Source organism: Enterococcus sp. S22(2020) (genome assembly GCF_020295385.1).
GTDB lineage: Bacteria > Bacillota > Bacilli > Lactobacillales > Enterococcaceae > Enterococcus_L > Enterococcus_L dunnyi.
Genome location: NZ_JACFUD010000003.1, coordinates 257524 through 274316 on the forward strand (window position 1 = coordinate 257524; position 16793 = coordinate 274316).

The window sequence follows — 16793 nt, forward strand, 5'->3', positions numbered from 1 at the left end:
TTCGATGAAAAGAAACAAAATAGAATTTTGTAAAAAAACGTTTTATCATCTTTAGTTGACAGAGGTATCGTTTTTTACTGTGAAAGAATATTCTTTTTCTAAGCACATTTATCTTTTTAATCTAATCTAATAATCATAATTCTATTCGTTTGTTAATGTTAGAAATTATAACATATGAAAAAAGAGATTGCTAGTTTTTTTTGTTAATGGATAACAAACAATAAAAAAACATCAAGAAGAATGGTATAATAGAGGAGCTTTGATAATTAAACTTGAAATAAAACATTAAAAAGTAGAAAATAAAAGTGTTGAAATATACTGTAAAGGTTTGATCAATTTGAAAAATCATGGAGCGATAGGTTTTATGGATTCCGGAGTCGGAGGACTTACGGTTGTTAAAGAAGCGTTAAAGCAGCTTCCCAATGAGCAGTTGATTTATTTAGGTGATACAGCACGCTGCCCTTATGGCCCTAGACCAGCCGAACAAGTTATCCAGTTTTCCTGGGAAATGACTGATTTTCTATTAGATAAAAATATAAAAATGCTAGTGATAGCTTGTAATACTGCAACTGCTGTAGCATTGGAGTCTATCAAGGCACAATTAGATATTCCTGTAGTTGGCGTGATTCTTCCAGGTACTAGAGCGGCATTGAAAGCAACAAAAAATAATCGAGTTGGAGTGATCGGAACAGCTGGTACGATCAAAAGTGGTGCGTATGAATACGCATTGAAAGGAAAAGCGCCAAAAACATTTGTTAGTAGTTTAGCTTGTCCTAAGTTTGTTCCGATCGTTGAAAGTAATGAAACTCATTCTTCGGTTGCTAAGAAGGTAGTATCAGAAACATTGCATCCATTGTTGCTTAAAAAGCTGGATACATTGATTTTGGGGTGTACGCATTACCCGTTGTTGCGTCCGTTGATTCAAAATGTGATGGGCAATCAAGTAAAGCTGATTGACTCAGGTGCTGAGACAGTGGGAGAAGTTAGTATGCTTTTAGATTATTTTGACCTTGCTAATACACCATCATCAGAAAAGGCACCTCATGAATTTTATACGACAGGTTCCGCTAAAATGTTCAAAGAAATTGCGGATGAATGGTTAGGTTTAGAAGGTCTTACTGTAAAACAGATTCGATTAGGGGGAAAGTTAAAGAATGAATAGACATGATGGTAGACAAGCAAAAGAATTGAGAAAGATCATCATTGAGACGAATGTCTATAAACATCCGGAAGGTTCCGTAGTCATTTCATTTGGTGATACAAAAGTCATCTGCTCAGCAACGGTGGAAGAAAAGGTTCCACCATTTTTAAGAGATCAGGGAACGGGTTGGGTCACAGCGGAGTATAGTATGCTGCCGCGTGCAACCAACACCCGAAATATTCGTGAAAGCGCCAAAGGAAAATTGACGGGCAGAACAATGGAAATCCAAAGACTGATCGGCCGCTCTTTACGTGCGGTGGTCGATCTGGCTAAACTTGGAGAACGAAGTATCATCGTTGACTGTGATGTAATACAAGCAGATGGAGGGACACGTACGGCAAGTATTACAGGAGCATTTGTAGCAATGAAGTTAGCAGTAGACAAACTGATGAAAAATGGAGAATTAAAAGAAGATCCGATCAAAGAATACTTGGCAGCTGTCAGCGCGGGCATTTTGGAAGATGGTTATTGTGTCTTGGATCTAGATTATGAAGAAGACTCTGCAGCTGCTGTTGATATGAATCTAGTGATGACAGAATCAGGAAATTTCGTGGAGCTCCAAGGGACGGGAGAGGAATCCACTTTTTCGGGAGATGAGCTGAATGCCTTGCTTTTTTACGGAAAAACGGGAATCGAAGAACTGATTGCGTATCAAAAAGAAGCACTTTTAGCACCTGATCTACAGAACCATTCTGTAGAGGAAAATACGATCGTTATTGCAACTAGAAACCCTGGAAAAGCAAAGGAATTTACGAAGATTTTTGCAGAAAAAGGCTATCAGGTAAAAACGTTATTAGATTATCCAGAGCTTCCTGATGTGGAAGAGACTGGAAAGACATTTGAAGAAAACGCACGTTTAAAGGCAGAAACGATTGCTGAACTTTTACAACAGCCGGTCCTGGCTGATGATTCTGGTTTGATCGTTGATGCATTAGGCGGACGACCAGGGATTTTTTCTGCAAGATTTGCAGGTGAACCAACGAACAATGCTGCGAACAACGCAAAATTACTTCATGAAATGACGGGAATACCATCAGAAAAAAGAACGGCAACATTTCATTGTACCCTTGTTTTTGCAGCACCACATAAGGAAAGTTTAGTGGTTGAAGGTGATTGGGCAGGTATTGTTGGTACGATTCCAAGAGGTGAGCATGGCTTTGGGTATGATCCATTATTTTTCGTAGCCGAAGAACAAAAAACTGCCGCAGAATTGTCTGATGAACGCAAAAATGAGATCAGCCATAGAGCTAAAGCAGTCGCAAAATTAAAAGATCAATGGGAAGATTGGTTGAAAAAGTAGGAGGAAATCAATGAAATATTTAGTTGTAAGTGACAATCATGGAGATCGTGATGTTTTAGTGGATTTGGCTGAAACCTATCGTGGCAAAGTCGATCGAATGTTCCATTGTGGTGATTCAGAACTTGAACCAACCGATTCCTTATGGCAGGATTTTAAAGTTGTGAAAGGAAATTGCGACTATGATCCGGCATTTCCTGAGAAAATTGTTGAAAAAACTGAAATGGACACGATTTTTATGACACATGGGCACCTGGCTAACGTTCGTTATGATTTAACGACGCTCTCTTTGCAGGCATCACAGGCTTCTGCCAATATCGCACTATTTGGTCATACACATGAAATCGGCTGTGAAGTCCGGGCCAATATTTTATACCTGAATCCTGGAAGTATTCGGCTGCCCAGAGGACCGATCCAATTACAATCGTATGCGATCATTGAAAGTACAGAAGATAAATACCATGTTCAATATTTTGGACGGGATCATCAGCCGTTTAAAGAGCTATCATTTAATTTTAGCAAATATTGATCATCTAACAGCAAGGTGTTGAACAATCGATTTGTTTTCACCTTGCTTTTTTAAAAGTGAAGAAATTGTGTTCAAAGCTTAATTTTTTTTAAGAGTTATGAAAAAAGTTTGAATTTCAAGACATTTGCATCCGTTTTCGGTAAAATAGAGTTTGTGGCAAAGAAAATGAAATGGAGGCACTCCAATGATTGGATCTGCTGTAAAAGAATTATTATTAGAAAAAGAAGATACATTTTTAATACCTGCGGAAAACGTTGCAAACGTAATGTGTTTGAATCCGCTTAGTCATGCATTATTGGTTTTATCACAAGTAAAGTATTCAAAAATTCCTGTTTTGGATAAAGGGGACCGATTTGTCGGATTGATCAGTTTATCAGATGTTGTAGATAAAATGTTTGATATCAGCTCGGTTGATTTTGATAAATTGAAAGAATTTACAGTTGCAGATGTGATGGAGGTCAATGTTCCTGTGATCGGTGAAAATTGGGAGCTGGAGGATATCCTGCATTTGTTAGTAGATGCAGCATTTTTACCTGTTGTTGATGATAATCAACGATTCAAAGGAATCATTACGCGCAAAGAGCTACTTAAAGCAATCAATCATATGGCTCACGAATTAGAGCGAAAAAATATCATTTTACCAAAATCAGAAGAGGATCATCGAGAAATAAAAGTTGTTTGATTTTTTTCGTTTTTCTGTTAAGCTAAAAATCTGTAAAATGATTATTTTACTGTAAAGTTTGAAGGGAGTTATTTAATGGACGCATATGAAATTATCAATTATATTGGCAATGCTAAAAAGAAAACGCCTGTCAAGGTGACATTGAAAGGAAAGCTAAAAGAAGTTACGTTTCCAGAAACGATCCAAGCTTTTACGAACTGCAAAACAGGAACGTTATTTGGAGAATGGGAAGATATTAAGGCTTTTCTAAGTGAAAATGAAGCAGCGATAGAGGATTACGTTGTTGAAAATGATGCTCGAAATTCAGCGATCCCGATGCTTGATATTAAAGAAATCAACGCACGTATTGAACCGGGAGCGATTATTCGTGATCAAGTGGAGATCGGGGATCAAGCGGTCATTATGATGGGTGCTATTATTAATATTGGGGCGGTGATCGGTGAATCCTCAATGATCGATATGGGTGCAATTTTAGGTGGAAGAGCAACCGTAGGTAAGAATTGTCATATTGGTGCTGGAACAGTACTGGCTGGTGTTGTTGAACCGCCAAGTGCTCAACCTGTCGTAATTGAGGACAATGTCTTGATCGGAGCAAACGCCGTTGTTTTGGAAGGCGTTAGAGTAGGTGAAGGAGCAGTGGTTGCTGCTGGTGCAATTGTGGTCGATGATGTTGCGCCCTACACAGTTGTTGCGGGAGTTCCTGCTAGAAAAATCAAAGATATCGATGCTAAAACCAAGAGTAAAACAACGATGCTGGATGAATTGAGAAAGCTTTGATCATCCACACTAAATGATAACGAGATATGAAAAAAAGAATAGGTGGGACGCTTAGGCTGTCTCATCTATTCTTTTTTAAGCTTTCAAATATGTAAGAAAACTGTTCGTCTATTCGCTTTTTGAAGTGTCATTAAACATCTATAATCATTATTAGATAGATTGTAGGAGGAATTATGATGATGAAGAACAAAAAAGTAAAATGGGTTATCGGCGGCGTTATTCTTAGTTTAGGGATCGGAGGATATTTTTTCTTATCTTCTTCAAATAAAAATAGTGAACCGAGTTATAGTGCATTTAAGCTGGAGCCGCTAGATCCTCTTGTGCTAAAAGGAGAAATCAACGCTACTCAAAGCGAAGATATTTTTTATGATCAAACTTTAGGAACGATCGCATCGATCCCAGTCAAAAATGAACAGGAAGTCAAAGCTGGAGAAGTAGTGCTGAACTATCAAAATAGTGATGCTCAGACTCGCGCCGATCAACAACAGCGAACAGTAAATAAAAGTAGCTTGACAGCACAACAAGCTGCGCAAAACTTAACGAATGCACAAACGAAATACAATGAGGCACAAGCTGCTTTAAACCAAAGTAAAGCAGACGTGGATCGTGAAACTGATCCAGAAATAAAAGAAACACTAAAAAGTAAGGTAGAGCAGCAACAAACTGAATTGACTGCTGCTAATAGTGAAGTGATTCAAGCACAACAGGCATTAGAATTAGCAAATACTGATGTGAATGACGAAGCAGCAACACTGGAAACGGAGCAAGGAAAAATCGTGACGACAGTCCAAGCTACCCAAGATGGAATTGCGATCGTGAATGAAGCTGGGAAAAAGTCATTAGATATTCCTTTGGTAAGAGTTTTGAGCAAATCAAAACAAATTAAAGGAACTGTAACAGAGTATGATCTTTCAAAATTAAAAACAGGTCAGGAAGTTAGTGTTACTTCTATCGGTTCAAACCAAGAAGTTGCAGGGAAAGTTGGAACGATCAATCAATTACCTAAAACAAGTACTGGCGGAGAAAGCGAGATCCCGACCTATGAGTTTACTGTAGAAGGTGATTTTCCTTGGCCTTATGGTTCTTCAGCACAAGTTTCTTTGCAGCAGCCTCAATTGATCTTACCTCAAAGTGCAATTGTGACCGAAGGCAAACAAACTTTTGTTTATATCTATAAAAATGGACGAGCTAAAAAAACTGAAGTGAAACTTTCTGACAGCAATAATGCTAAAGTTGTAGAATCCGGTGTTTCAAAAGGAATGACGATCATTGATAATCCTGATGAATCATTAAAAAACGATGCAGAAGTGCAGGTGGTCGAAAATGATTAAACTGGAACATATAAACAAGTATTACTCACTAGAAGAAGAACAACTTCATGTGCTGAAAGATATCAACTTTGAAATCAATGAAAAGGAATTTGTGGCAGTCATGGGGCCGTCTGGTTCCGGTAAATCAACCTTGATCAATTTGATCGGTTTTATTGATAAGAAATTTGAAGGGAAATATCTTTTTGAAGGAAAAGAAATCACTGATTTTTCAGATAAAGATCTTTCTGCGATTCGAAATCGTTCTGTCGGTTTTGTTTTCCAAAATTTTAGCTTGATTGAAAATAATACGGTTTTTGAAAATATTGAATTACCACTGCTTTATAATGGATCAGCTTACGAGAATACCAAAGAGAGAGTTCAGGAAGTTCTTGAAAAAGTAGGCTTGCCGGATAAGGGCAATAAATATCCGAAACAGCTTTCCGGTGGTCAGCAGCAACGTGTGGCGATTGCTAGAGCAATCGTCAATTCTCCTAAATTTATTATTGCAGATGAACCAACAGGCGCATTAGATTCAAAGACCTCAGAAGACATCATGCAGTTATTTCAGGAATTAAATCGTAAAGAAGGCGCAACGATCATTTTAGTTACGCATAATCCAGAAATGGTTTCTTACTGCGATCGCTTGATCCGTGTAAAAGACGGCATGATCTTGGAAGAGGAGCTGATTAAATGAAAAGTTATGTTCTCTGGAAGACAGCACTAAAGTCTATTTTAAAAAATAAAAAACGTAGCTTTCTGACGATGTTCGGCATAATCATCGGTATTGCATCAGTAATTACGATCGTGTCGATCGGTAATGGGTTCAAACGAGATATGATCGATAAAATGTCAATGACTAACACTAACGAAAACGTCAACAATTTAACGTTTAATTATTATGATGTTGCTAATGCATTCACTGAAAATGAAGTTTTTAAAAAAAGTGATTTAGATTTAATAAAAAATGTAAAAGGCGTTAAGAAAGTAGATTTTTACGAGCCGAAGCAAAAATTGACTGAACGTCAAGTGGAAATTCATATCAGAGAAAAGAAGCTGACAAAAACAGTTGAACGTGTGGAACAAACGACTCTTCAATTATTGAAAGGCCGTCAACTTGAACCTAAAGACAGTGAAACGTTGAACAAAGTCGTTGTGATCGATGAGATTTTAGCACAAAAATTATATGGTGACCCTGAGCAAGCATTGGGTAAAGGGTTTGAAGTTGGCAGCGAATTATTTACGATCGTCGGTATTACTGCTAATAAAAATGGCACGTTATCGATGGAAAATCAAGCACCTTTGGCTTATTTTCCGATAAACAGTTATGATCGTTACTTTAAGAAAAAGGAAAGCCAATCAATTTTAAATTTAGAAGTAGAAAATGTACGAGATAAGGAACGAATCACTGCAGAAGTATTGAAGCAGTTGAATTTTAATGGTAGTTTGCGTAATGTTGGAGAATATGAACAGTATAACCCTAAATCAGATATTGCTGAAATGGGTAAGATTTTAGATAACTTAACGTTGTTTATCTCTGCAGTTGCTGGAATTTCATTGTTTATTGCAGGTGTGGGTGTGATGAACATGATGTACATTTCTGTTTCTGAACGAACAAAAGAAATCGGTATTCGCCGTGCGTTGGGAGCAACAGAGAAAGATATTCGCAAACAATTTTTGGCAGAAGGACTGACATTGACTTTACTTGGCGGTTTGATCGGCTATCTTCTTGGTATGCTTTTAGGGCTTTTGACCTCTCTATTTTTACCGTTTGCGGTTCGCCCAGATTTATTTACAATCTCCTTAGCAGTAGGAATTTCAGCTTTGATTGGGATCGCGTTTAGTTATATGCCTGCATCAGAAGCTTCTAAAAAGGATCTAATCGATATTATGAAATAGTTGCTACGGAAGTAAGACCAAACAGAAATCTTGTTTGGTCTTATTTTTTTATTTTCTCGACAATCAGTGTTAGCGTAATTCAACGATTGACAGATTCTTTTTTTTGTTGAACAATAAGTCTTATGAAATAGAAAAGAGGCAGATAAATAGTGATTAATGATCGATTGATAGAGATTCGCAGACAGTTGCATCAAATACCTGAGATTGGCTTGGAAGAAATTGAAACACAAAAAAAACTATTGACGTTGATCCGTCAAATTGAGAAGGACTATATAGAAGTAAAGGTTTGGCAGACAGGTATTTTAGTTTTTATCCATGGGAAAAGCCCTAAAAAAACAATCGGTTGGCGGACAGATATCGATGGGTTACCCATTACTGAAGAGGTTACTTCTGATTTCAAATCGGTGCGAGAGGGATTCATGCATGCCTGCGGGCACGATTTTCATATGACGATTGCTTTAGGTCTATTGGAACAGTTAGCAAAAGAGCAACCTGAAAATAATTATTTATTCCTTTTCCAACCTGCTGAAGAAAATGAAGCAGGAGGAATGCTGATGTATGACGGAGGTGCCTTTGGAGAATGGTTGCCTGATGAATTTTATGGATTGCATGTCAATCCTGATCTGCCGGTAGGAACGATCACAACCAAAGTGGGAACGTTGTTTGCTGCGACTTGTGAGGTACAAGTTACATTGGTTGGCAAAGGCGGACATGCAGCGTTTCCTCAAGATTCCAATGATATGATCATTGCTGGTATGAGTTTTGTGCAGCAAGCTCAGACGATTGTCAGCCGCAATGTCAATCCGGTAGAAGGAGCAGTTGTGACTTTTGGGACGTTCAATGCAGGAAGTACTACAAACGTGATCGCTGGAAAAGCAACGATTTCTGGGACGATTCGAACACTTACAGATGAGATGAATCAATTGACTCAAAAAAGAATCCGGGAAATTGGAGAGGGAATTGCAAAATCATTTAATTGCGAGGTAGATGTTTTTTTAGATCAAAAAGGGTATGTTCCTGTTATCAATGATCAAGTGACAACAGAGCGTTTTATGCGTTTTATGGAACGAGAAGAAGAGGTTTCATTTTATGAAGCGGGAGTAGCGATGACAGGTGAAGACTTTGGGTATTTATTATCGAAGGTTCCGGGAACAATGTTTTGGTTAGGTGTAGACAGTGCTTATGGATTACATTCAGCTAAATTCGATCCGAAAGAAGAAGCGATTCCTTTCGCAGTCAAGCATATTTCTGCATTTTTAAAATCATTAGATAAATAAAAAAGGGACTAGGACATAACTCTACGAGTTACGGACTAGTCCCTTTAAAACGAATAAACGGCAAGACGAAAACATCTATTTTAAAGTAATCGGTGTATTTGGTATGGAGAAATTCGCTTCTGACAATTTTTTGACGTACTGTGCCAAAAATTCTTCTCGGATCACTGCTTGTTTTCCATTTAACACATACATCGTCGTCCGAATAGCAAAGTTTCCGTTGCCTAAATCAACCATTCCGAAAACCGTTGGTCCAGACTGGATACTTTCGGAATATTTTTCTTTAAGCTCCTGATTTACCTGTTCGATGACTGCAACGATCTGGTCATATCCTTCATCAGGAATAATCCGCACATCGATTAACACCTGCATATTAGAACGTGAAAGGTTACTGATAGTTGTAATATTACGATTAGGGATAAAATGGACAGTTCCGTCAAGAGCCTTCATTTGAATCGTTCTAAGACCGACAGAAGTCACAGTTCCTTCAATGCCTAAGGCAGTCAGACGAACATAATCACCAACATCCATTTGTTGTTCTAAAATAATGAAAAAGCCGGTAATGATATCATTCATAAAGCCTTGCGCGCCTAAACCAATTGCTACACCTGCGATCCCAGCACCAGCAAGTAAGGACCCTACAGGAACACCGACAGTTGTCAATAAAGAATAAATAAAGAAGAAAAATAATGTATACTGAAACGCATTGATGATCAATGTATGCAAAGTTTTTAGACGACTTTCGCTAAAAGATTGCTTTTTGCTATAGTTGTTATATGCTCGATCGATCAATAGTTTTCCAATACGATTTAAAACGATGAAAAGTAAAATCAATAAAACTAAATAGATCGTTTTTTCAATCACAACAGCTAAAATGTGATCCCAATTGATATCGTTCCAAAAACGCTGTAGAGCATTCACTTTTCGTTCAGTGGCTACTTTTATATCAAGCGTAGAATCTGCCGTGCTGTCTAATGTACTGCTGGAAATAGATTGTCCCAAAATAAGCAATAATAACCCAACTTTCTTTGACTGTTTTGAAGGGAGAAAGCATTCCTCTCCCATTTGTACTCTTCATATTATACTTGAAATTGAAAAAAGATGTCATTATTTCTGTAAAAAGGTTAACAAAGTGATTGGGAATATGTTACAATATTCTGAAAATAAGGAGTGATTGCATGACATTAGATTGGGATAATTTAGGCTTCGACTATATAAAAACACCTTTTCGTTATATTTCGATGTGGAAAGATGGTCAATGGGATGAAGGGAAACTGACTGAAGATAATGTTCTTCATTTACATGAAGGCTCTGCAGCCCTCCATTATGGACAGCAATGTTTTGAAGGGCTTAAAGCTTATCGGTGCAAAGATGGTTCTATCAATTTATTCAGAGTAGATGAGAACTCAAAGCGTATGAACCGCAGTGCCAAAAGACTATTGATGGCTGAAGTTCCAGAAGAAAAATTTATTCAAGCAGTTGAAGAGGTAGTAAAGGCAAATGAAGCTTTCGTTCCACCTTATGGAAGTGGTGGAACCCTCTATATCCGTCCGCTGTTGATCGGAGTAGGTCAAGGGATCGGAGTTCATCCAGCCCCTGAATATTTGTTTACTGTGTTTTGTATGCCAGTTGGTGCTTACTTTAAAGGCGGCTTAGTACCGACTAATTTTGTGGTTTCAGAATATGATCGTGCGGCCCCTCATGGCACAGGAGCGATCAAAGTTGGAGGAAATTATGCTGCAAGCTTACTTCCAGGTGAAGAAGCAAAAGAGCGAAGTTTTTCAGATTGTATCTACCTTGATCCGGCGACACATACAAAGATCGAAGAGGTAGGTTCAGCTAATTTCTTTGGAATCACAAAAGACGATCGTTTCGTTACACCATTGTCTCCATCTATTTTACCGAGTATCACAAAGTATTCACTTTTGCATCTTGCCGAGCACAATTTGGGCTTAGAAGCGGTAGAAGAAGATGTTTATCTTGATTCGCTGGATCAATATAAAGAAGCTGGAGCTTGCGGAACTGCTGCTGTCATTTCACCGATCGGCGGGATCCAAGTTGGAGATGATTTTCATGTGTTTTACAGTGAAAATGAAGTTGGTCCAGTCACTCAACGATTATATGATGAGCTTACAGGCATTCAATTTGGTGATATTCCAGGACCAGCAGGCTGGATCAGAAATATCAGCGTATAGAACTTTACAATAAAATCTTGAGAGCTCACTTGTTAAAAGTGACTTTCGAGATTTTTTGTTTCTTTAAAAGACTTAGCTTAGATACAGAAAATAAAAAAAGGCAGGTTGTCATGGCCGCTACTTTGCGATTAATAAGTATTCATCAGATTGAGAAACTTGCAGCTCCCAAAATAGAATGATCAAGGTGTGATTAATAATAGAGAGTCTATGTATAAGCTGATTTGAAGCTCTTTTTTAACTTGTTCACTCTTTTATAAAAGGTATCGATTTAGGAAAACATAACTTTTTATAAAATGAGTTGTTTTTCATCTGGATACTTTAGGAGTATAATAAAGTAAGAAAAAATTTTATATGGAAAGGAATGACCGATGTATGTCTTTTGAAACAACAAAAGAATTGGCTAATGGTTCTATCATTCCTCGCTTAGGTTTGGGCGTTTGGAAGGTAGAAGATGGGAAAGAAGCAGTAAATTCTGTAAAATGGGCGCTTGAAACAGGATATCGTTTGATCGACACTGCTGCAGCTTATAAAAACGAAGAAGGCGTAGGAGAAGGGATTCGTCAGTCTGGAGTTCCTAGAGAAGAGATTTTTGTTACAACTAAATTATGGAATGCGGACCAAGGATATGAGTCAGCTCTTAAAGCCTTTGATAAGAGCTTAGAGAAACTTGGGTTAGACTATGTTGACTTATATTTGATTCACTGGCCAGTCGAAGGGAAATATAAAGATTCTTGGCGTGCGATGGAAGAGATTTATCATAGTGGCCGAGCAAAAGCAATCGGTGTTTCTAATTTCCACGAACATCACCTTGAGGATCTCCTGAAAGACGCAACGGTAAAACCTGTTGTCGATCAAGTTGAAATACACCCAACATTGACACAAGAGCCTTTACGTCGTTTCTTAGCTGAGCATAATATTGCTGCAGAAGCGTGGTCACCTTTAGGTCAAGGGAAAATTCTTGAAAATCCTGTCTTGATTGAAATTGGGAAAACACATAATAAAACTGCTGCACAAGTTATCATTCGCTGGCATTTACAAAATGATATCATTGTTATTCCAAAATCAGTGCATGAGGATCGAATCAAACAAAACTTCGATGTTTTTGATTTTGAATTAAGTAAGGATGAAATGGAACGAATCGATCAGTTGAATACAAATGAACGTATTGGTCCAGATCCTGACAATTTTGATTTTTAGTTAGCGAAAATAAAGATAGCAAAATAAAAAGTACGGGACAAAACGAATGCTAAGTTTTGTCCCGTACTTTTATTTTTGTGATAATGGCTAAAGCTCATTGACGAAATAGTCGAACAGTTTGAACTCGTTTCTTTCAGCTTCAAATCGTAATTCAGGATGCCACTGAACACCTAAAATACGTTTTACAGGATCGATTGACTCAATGCCTTCTATCAGTCCGTCAGTAGAAGTAGCACTGACCTTTAGTGTATCAGCTAATGTGTGAATGGCTTGATGATGGTAAGAATTGACCCGAGCTTTTGCACCAAAAAGTTGATGGAGAGTACTATCTTTTTCTATGTTTACATCATGCGTCGCGAACTGTGGTTGGGTTGGCTGTTGAACATGCTTGACTTTCCAATCTGCATATAATGAGAGATCTTGGTACAATGTTCCGCCTAAAGCGACATTGAGTAATTGCATACCGCGGCAAACAGCAAAGATTGGTTTTTGTTGTTTGAGTGCTTCCTCAATCAATGCAAGTTCAAAAAAATCACGGTTTCGATTCGTTTCTTCAAGCTTTGGGTGAGGTTCTTCTCCAAATAAATCTGGAGATATATCTTGTCCGCCAGCTAATAATAATTTGTCGATTTTTTCAATATATGCTTTGGCTGCTTCTTTTGATCCGATCGGTAATACTAAAGGTAATCCGTTCGCTTGCTGAACAGCCGTTACAAATCCTTGTGGAGTATACGTTACGTGATTTCCGTGAAAAACATCAACGTGTTGAATAATTTGGTTAGCAGCAATGCCTATTATTTGTTGCATATAAACACATCCTTTATTATCATGTAGCAATAGTTTATCATTCTTTCTCAAAAAAAGAGTAGAAATAGCTTTAGGAGACATCAATAAAAAAATACCCAAGACAAAACTAAAAAACGGTTTTGTCTTAGATACTAACTCTTAATAAATGAGGGCCAAAAGTCAGATTCTTCGGCAACTTCGCAAAAAAGGCCGATTGTTCGAAGTGACTTTTATCTTTTCTTCTTTAGTGATTAACGAGCACGAATGACTTCGATTTTATATCCATCGGGATCAGTAATAAAGTAATACGATGGCGGAGTACCAGGTAAACCTTTCATGTCAGTAACATTAAAACCAGCTTCTTTTTGTTCTTCGTGAAGTTTCTCGATTTCGTCTGTACTAATAGCGATATGACCATAGCCATCACCTAAATCATATGCTTCATGATCGTAATTATATGTTAGCTCAAGTTCGTATCCGTCGCCAGGAAGTGTTAGATAGACTAATGTAAATTTATGTTCTGGAAAATCACGACGGCGACTTTCTTCAAAATTGAAAGCTTTTTGGTAAAATTCTAGAGATGCTTCTAAATCTTTGACACGTACACAAGTATGGGCCATTTTCATATGAGGTATCATCCTTTCAAATATAAATCTATCGTAGAAAAATCTACTGACAATCTTATAGTAGCACAAATATTCCTCGATTTGTGATTGAAAAGTTTAGATAATACTTGTTCATTAGAAAATTCTCATGTAAAATTGACTTAAACGAAAAGGGAGTTGTTTGTATGGAAACACCGTCGTTCGGTGAAAAATCGGAAAAATTGGTCTATAAAAAAAGGTTAGGTGCTTATATTATTATTTCCAGAAAAAACAATAGTGAGATTGTTTTAATCCAAGCACCAAATGGGGCCTATTTTTTACCAGGCGGAGAAATTGAAAAAGGAGAAACTAAAGAAGAAGCTATAGATCGTGAAATGATTGAAGAATTAGGTATTGAAGTAGCTATCGGCTCTTATTTGGGGCAAGCGGACGAATACTTCCACTCAAGACATCGCAGTACCGATTATTATAATCCTGGGTACTTTTTCGTTGCAGATGCTTGGAAACAAATTTGTGAACCTTTAGAAAAAACAAATGGAATTGAATGGGTCAGCGTAGAAGAGGGGGTCTCTCTGTTGAAGCGCGGCAGTCATAAATGGGCAGTAAAAAAATGGCAAGCGAGTTTATTACACTAAGAGATCGAAATAGATAGGTTCCACTGATGACTCATTTTTAAAAGGAGCAGGGCATAACTCATAGAGTTATGTGCCTGCTCCTTGTTTGTTACAAATATTTTAATAAAACTTCAGCAACACCGTCTTCATCATTACTGCTGGTTTGAATATCTGCTGCCTGTTTCACACTCTCAGTCGCATTACCCATCGCTACACCGATTCCGGCATATTCGATCATAGATAAGTCATTTTCGTTATCGCCGATAGCCATAACTTCTGATTGTTGGATTCCTAAATGATCAGCTAATTTTGCTAGTGCATTTCCTTTACTTGCTTCTTTGTTTAAAATCTCATAATAAAAATCTGTGCTTTTAACTGTTGTATATTTATTAGAGAATTCTTCCGGTAACTGGCTGATTGCTTTGTCCAAAATCTCCGGCTCGTCGATCATCATCATTTTGATGATCGACAAATCAGGTGTCATTTCCTCAACAGTACGATACTTTAAAGGCATGCCCACTAAATAAGCTTCGTGAACAGTGTATTTCCCGATATCGCGATTTGCAGTATAGATTGCTTTGTCATCGATCGTATGCAGATGAGTACCGACTTTGCGAGACATCAATTCGATTTCTAAAAAGTCATCATAACTTAAAGAATATTCAGAAATGATTTTATTTGTTTTGGTAGCTTGAACTAAAGAGCCATTATAAGTGATAACATAATCATTATCACCGTATAAATCCAATTCAGTTAACTGATCTTTCACTCCAGGTAATGGACGACCAGTACAAAGAACAATGTAAATACCTTTTTCATTGGCCTTTTGAAGTGTCTCTTTCACTTTCGGTGTGATCTTTCTGTTTGAATCAAGTAGTGTTCCATCGATATCTATTGCTACTAATTTGACTGACATAACTTCCTCCTGTATCTCTCTTTTTAATTATTGTTTTCCTTCGACTAATGCACCGTTATGAATGTAGGCTGCAAATTCACGATACGTGTCATCGAATAAATCAAAATGTTGCTGTCTTTTTGGGTCGATCATTTCCTTTGGAAAGAAAAAGCGTTCATCGATTTGGGTCTGACCAGCTAAAGCAGCAACTAAATGACTAACTTTAGATAACTCGACCAGAGTACCATCTTTTTGCATAATCTCGATTTGGGTACGATGACTATGTTTTTCCGGCCGATAAAAATCATATGGAAGGTCATAGCTCGAATTGATCGCTGTATAATATTGAGGATTGTAACCAACTTTTTCGATCAATGCCTTTAAATGCCTGATTGTGACAGAATCGCGATTGCCTGAAAAAGTAGCTGATTTGAGTGGTCTACGAATCAAAAATCGATTTGCTAAATCTGTCAGAATAGGATCTGGCAATGACGTCCACTGAGTAAAGTAAGTATTCAAAACACCGTCATCCAATTTCAAATAATCCTGCAATGAATAATTTCCTTTAAAGAAAGGAACCAGTAACTGAGAATGAAGCTGGTAATCTTCTGGTGCTTCTTCATATAGCTCTTTTGCGCGATTAAGCAGATGGTCTAAAATCACTTCCATACCACGTGAAACAGGGTGGAAGTAGACTTGCACATACATCTGATAACGACTGACGATATAGTCTTCGACAGCATGCATACCATTCATTGCAAAGGCTAAACCATTTTTATATGGACGAATCACGCGTAAAATTCTGGTTAAGTCAAATGTACCATATTCTGTTCCAGTAAAATAGGCATCCCGAAGAAGATAATCCATTCGATCAGCATCGATCTGGCTTGAAATCATTTGAACGACTTGAGGATTAGGATATGTCTTCTTGATGACACTAGCAACCTTATCTGGAAAATCAGCTGACACACGATTCAATATTTGGAAAACCTCTGTTTCAGGTGAAGTAATGATTTCTACGGTAATTGCTTCATGATCTGTTTTAAAAATATGCTCAAACGTATGAGAATAGGGACCATGACCGACATCATGCAACAAAGCAGCACAAAGTGCCACTAATCGTTCATTATCATCCCAACCTTCTTCACCTAAATATTCTGCAGAGTAATTTCGCTGGAAAATATCACAAATTCTGCGTGTGATCTCATAGACGCCCAATGAATGAGCAAAGCGACTATGCTCTGCACCATGAAAAGTAAAAGAGGACGTGCCGAGCTGCTTGATTCGACGTAGTCGTTGAACTTCTGCAGAATTGATCAAATCAAGGATTACCTGATGTTGCACGTGGATATAATTATGAACAGGGTCACGAAAGACTTTTTCGATCGGTAAAATTTGGTGTTTATATGGGGTTGGCATCTGTTCACTCCTTTAGTGAGGATGGGACAAAAGTATCAGGCTCCGAAAACCAAGTCCTCCAATTCTTAGTATCTTTGATATTTAGAGATTGATGTGATCGGAACAAAGTGAGGTAC

Annotated in this window: 17 protein-coding genes; 12 read left to right on the forward strand and 5 right to left on the reverse strand. The window is 37.7% G+C overall.

What is annotated here, in order from left to right:
* Positions 1–337 precede the first annotated feature (337 nt).
* The 9 genes from racE to H3T55_RS07000 all read left to right on the forward strand — a co-directional run bounded on the left by racE (position 338) and on the right by H3T55_RS07000 (position 8969).
* Complete coding sequence (racE, locus tag H3T55_RS06960; RefSeq protein WP_225533905.1) at positions 338–1162, forward strand: glutamate racemase; 825 nt, start codon at positions 338–340, stop codon at positions 1160–1162.
* On the forward strand, positions 1155–2501 hold the full coding sequence (gene rph, locus H3T55_RS06965) for a ribonuclease PH (protein WP_225533906.1): 1347 nt from the start codon (positions 1155–1157) through the stop codon (positions 2499–2501). Before racE ends, rph begins: the two co-directional genes overlap by 8 nt.
* A 10-nt stretch (positions 2502–2511) precedes the next feature.
* Positions 2512–3027, forward strand: a complete 516-nt coding sequence (locus H3T55_RS06970) for a metallophosphoesterase (protein WP_225533907.1) — start codon at positions 2512–2514, stop codon at positions 3025–3027.
* 184 nt (positions 3028–3211) lie between these two features.
* Entirely contained in the window at positions 3212–3709 is a 498-nt protein-coding gene (cbpB, locus tag H3T55_RS06975) for a cyclic-di-AMP-binding protein CbpB (RefSeq protein WP_225533908.1), read from the forward strand.
* Between the two features lie 75 nt (positions 3710–3784).
* Positions 3785–4486, forward strand: coding sequence for a 2,3,4,5-tetrahydropyridine-2,6-dicarboxylate N-acetyltransferase (dapD, locus tag H3T55_RS06980; RefSeq protein WP_087640157.1), 702 nt, complete (start codon positions 3785–3787; stop codon positions 4484–4486).
* 176 nt (positions 4487–4662) lie between these two features.
* Complete coding sequence (locus tag H3T55_RS06985; RefSeq protein WP_225533909.1) at positions 4663–5817, forward strand: efflux RND transporter periplasmic adaptor subunit; 1155 nt, start codon at positions 4663–4665, stop codon at positions 5815–5817.
* On the forward strand, positions 5810–6490 hold the full coding sequence (locus tag H3T55_RS06990) for an ABC transporter ATP-binding protein (protein ID WP_087640156.1): 681 nt from the start codon (positions 5810–5812) through the stop codon (positions 6488–6490). The genes H3T55_RS06985 and H3T55_RS06990 overlap by 8 nt, the downstream gene beginning before the upstream one ends.
* Positions 6487–7692 carry an ABC transporter permease gene (locus H3T55_RS06995; RefSeq protein WP_225533910.1) on the forward strand — a complete coding sequence of 402 codons (1206 nt, stop codon included), beginning with the start codon at positions 6487–6489 and terminating at the stop codon, positions 7690–7692. The genes H3T55_RS06990 and H3T55_RS06995 overlap by 4 nt, the downstream gene beginning before the upstream one ends.
* Positions 7693–7841: 149 nt before the next feature.
* Positions 7842–8969 carry an N-acetyldiaminopimelate deacetylase gene (locus H3T55_RS07000; RefSeq protein ID WP_412523566.1) on the forward strand — a complete coding sequence of 376 codons (1128 nt, stop codon included), beginning with the start codon at positions 7842–7844 and terminating at the stop codon, positions 8967–8969.
* A gap of 75 nt (positions 8970–9044) precedes the next feature.
* Here H3T55_RS07000 and H3T55_RS07005 read toward each other — a convergent pair whose 3' ends face one another.
* Positions 9045–9977: a mechanosensitive ion channel family protein gene (locus H3T55_RS07005; RefSeq protein ID WP_225534143.1), complete on the reverse strand. Its 933-nt coding sequence runs from the start codon at positions 9975–9977 to the stop codon at positions 9045–9047.
* A 167-nt stretch (positions 9978–10144) separates the two neighbouring features.
* Here H3T55_RS07005 and H3T55_RS07010 point away from each other — a divergent pair, with 167 nt between their 5' ends.
* Both H3T55_RS07010 and H3T55_RS07015 read left to right on the forward strand, forming a co-directional pair.
* A complete protein-coding gene (locus H3T55_RS07010) occupies positions 10145–11161 on the forward strand; it encodes a branched-chain amino acid aminotransferase (RefSeq protein ID WP_225533911.1) in 1017 nt (338 codons plus the stop codon).
* A gap of 372 nt (positions 11162–11533) precedes the next feature.
* Positions 11534–12358: an aldo/keto reductase gene (locus H3T55_RS07015; RefSeq protein WP_225533912.1), complete on the forward strand. Its 825-nt coding sequence runs from the start codon at positions 11534–11536 to the stop codon at positions 12356–12358.
* Between the two features lie 87 nt (positions 12359–12445).
* On the opposite strand, the gene H3T55_RS07020 is transcribed toward H3T55_RS07015, so the two are convergent.
* Both H3T55_RS07020 and H3T55_RS07025 read right to left on the reverse strand, forming a co-directional pair.
* Positions 12446–13165, reverse strand: a complete 720-nt coding sequence (locus tag H3T55_RS07020) for a gamma-glutamyl-gamma-aminobutyrate hydrolase family protein (protein ID WP_225533913.1) — start codon at positions 13163–13165, stop codon at positions 12446–12448.
* A gap of 230 nt (positions 13166–13395) precedes the next feature.
* Positions 13396–13770, reverse strand: coding sequence for a VOC family protein (locus H3T55_RS07025; protein ID WP_087640150.1), 375 nt, complete (start codon positions 13768–13770; stop codon positions 13396–13398).
* A gap of 164 nt (positions 13771–13934) precedes the next feature.
* On the opposite strand from H3T55_RS07025, the gene H3T55_RS07030 reads away from it, so the two are divergent.
* Positions 13935–14384, forward strand: coding sequence for an NUDIX hydrolase (locus H3T55_RS07030; RefSeq protein WP_225533914.1), 450 nt, complete (start codon positions 13935–13937; stop codon positions 14382–14384).
* Positions 14385–14472: 88 nt separating this feature from the next.
* Here the strand turns inward: H3T55_RS07030 and yidA are convergent, their stop codons facing one another.
* Together yidA and H3T55_RS07040 are read right to left on the reverse strand one after the other, a co-directional pair.
* Positions 14473–15279, reverse strand: coding sequence for a sugar-phosphatase (gene yidA, locus H3T55_RS07035; RefSeq protein WP_225533915.1), 807 nt, complete (start codon positions 15277–15279; stop codon positions 14473–14475).
* Between the two features lie 27 nt (positions 15280–15306).
* Positions 15307–16677, reverse strand: a complete 1371-nt coding sequence (locus tag H3T55_RS07040) for an HD domain-containing protein (RefSeq protein WP_225533916.1) — start codon at positions 16675–16677, stop codon at positions 15307–15309.
* Positions 16678–16793: the final 116 nt, after the last annotated feature.

Coding starts and splice junctions, on each gene's coding strand:
- H3T55_RS07040 (WP_225533916.1), bottom strand. CDS start 16,677: ATGCCAACCCCATATAAACACCAAATTTTACCGATCGAAAAAGTCTTT.
- dapD (WP_087640157.1), top strand. CDS start 3,785: ATGGACGCATATGAAATTATCAATTATATTGGCAATGCTAAAAAGAAA.
- H3T55_RS07015 (WP_225533912.1), top strand. CDS start 11,534: ATGTCTTTTGAAACAACAAAAGAATTGGCTAATGGTTCTATCATTCCT.
- H3T55_RS06985 (WP_225533909.1), top strand. CDS start 4,663: ATGATGAAGAACAAAAAAGTAAAATGGGTTATCGGCGGCGTTATTCTT.
- yidA (WP_225533915.1), bottom strand. CDS start 15,279: ATGTCAGTCAAATTAGTAGCAATAGATATCGATGGAACACTACTTGAT.
- H3T55_RS07025 (WP_087640150.1), bottom strand. CDS start 13,770: ATGAAAATGGCCCATACTTGTGTACGTGTCAAAGATTTAGAAGCATCT.
- H3T55_RS07010 (WP_225533911.1), top strand. CDS start 10,145: ATGACATTAGATTGGGATAATTTAGGCTTCGACTATATAAAAACACCT.
- rph (WP_225533906.1), top strand. CDS start 1,155: ATGAATAGACATGATGGTAGACAAGCAAAAGAATTGAGAAAGATCATC.
- cbpB (WP_225533908.1), top strand. CDS start 3,212: ATGATTGGATCTGCTGTAAAAGAATTATTATTAGAAAAAGAAGATACA.
- H3T55_RS07020 (WP_225533913.1), bottom strand. CDS start 13,165: ATGCAACAAATAATAGGCATTGCTGCTAACCAAATTATTCAACACGTT.
- H3T55_RS06970 (WP_225533907.1), top strand. CDS start 2,512: ATGAAATATTTAGTTGTAAGTGACAATCATGGAGATCGTGATGTTTTA.
- H3T55_RS06990 (WP_087640156.1), top strand. CDS start 5,810: ATGATTAAACTGGAACATATAAACAAGTATTACTCACTAGAAGAAGAA.
- H3T55_RS06995 (WP_225533910.1), top strand. CDS start 6,487: ATGAAAAGTTATGTTCTCTGGAAGACAGCACTAAAGTCTATTTTAAAA.
- H3T55_RS07030 (WP_225533914.1), top strand. CDS start 13,935: ATGGAAACACCGTCGTTCGGTGAAAAATCGGAAAAATTGGTCTATAAA.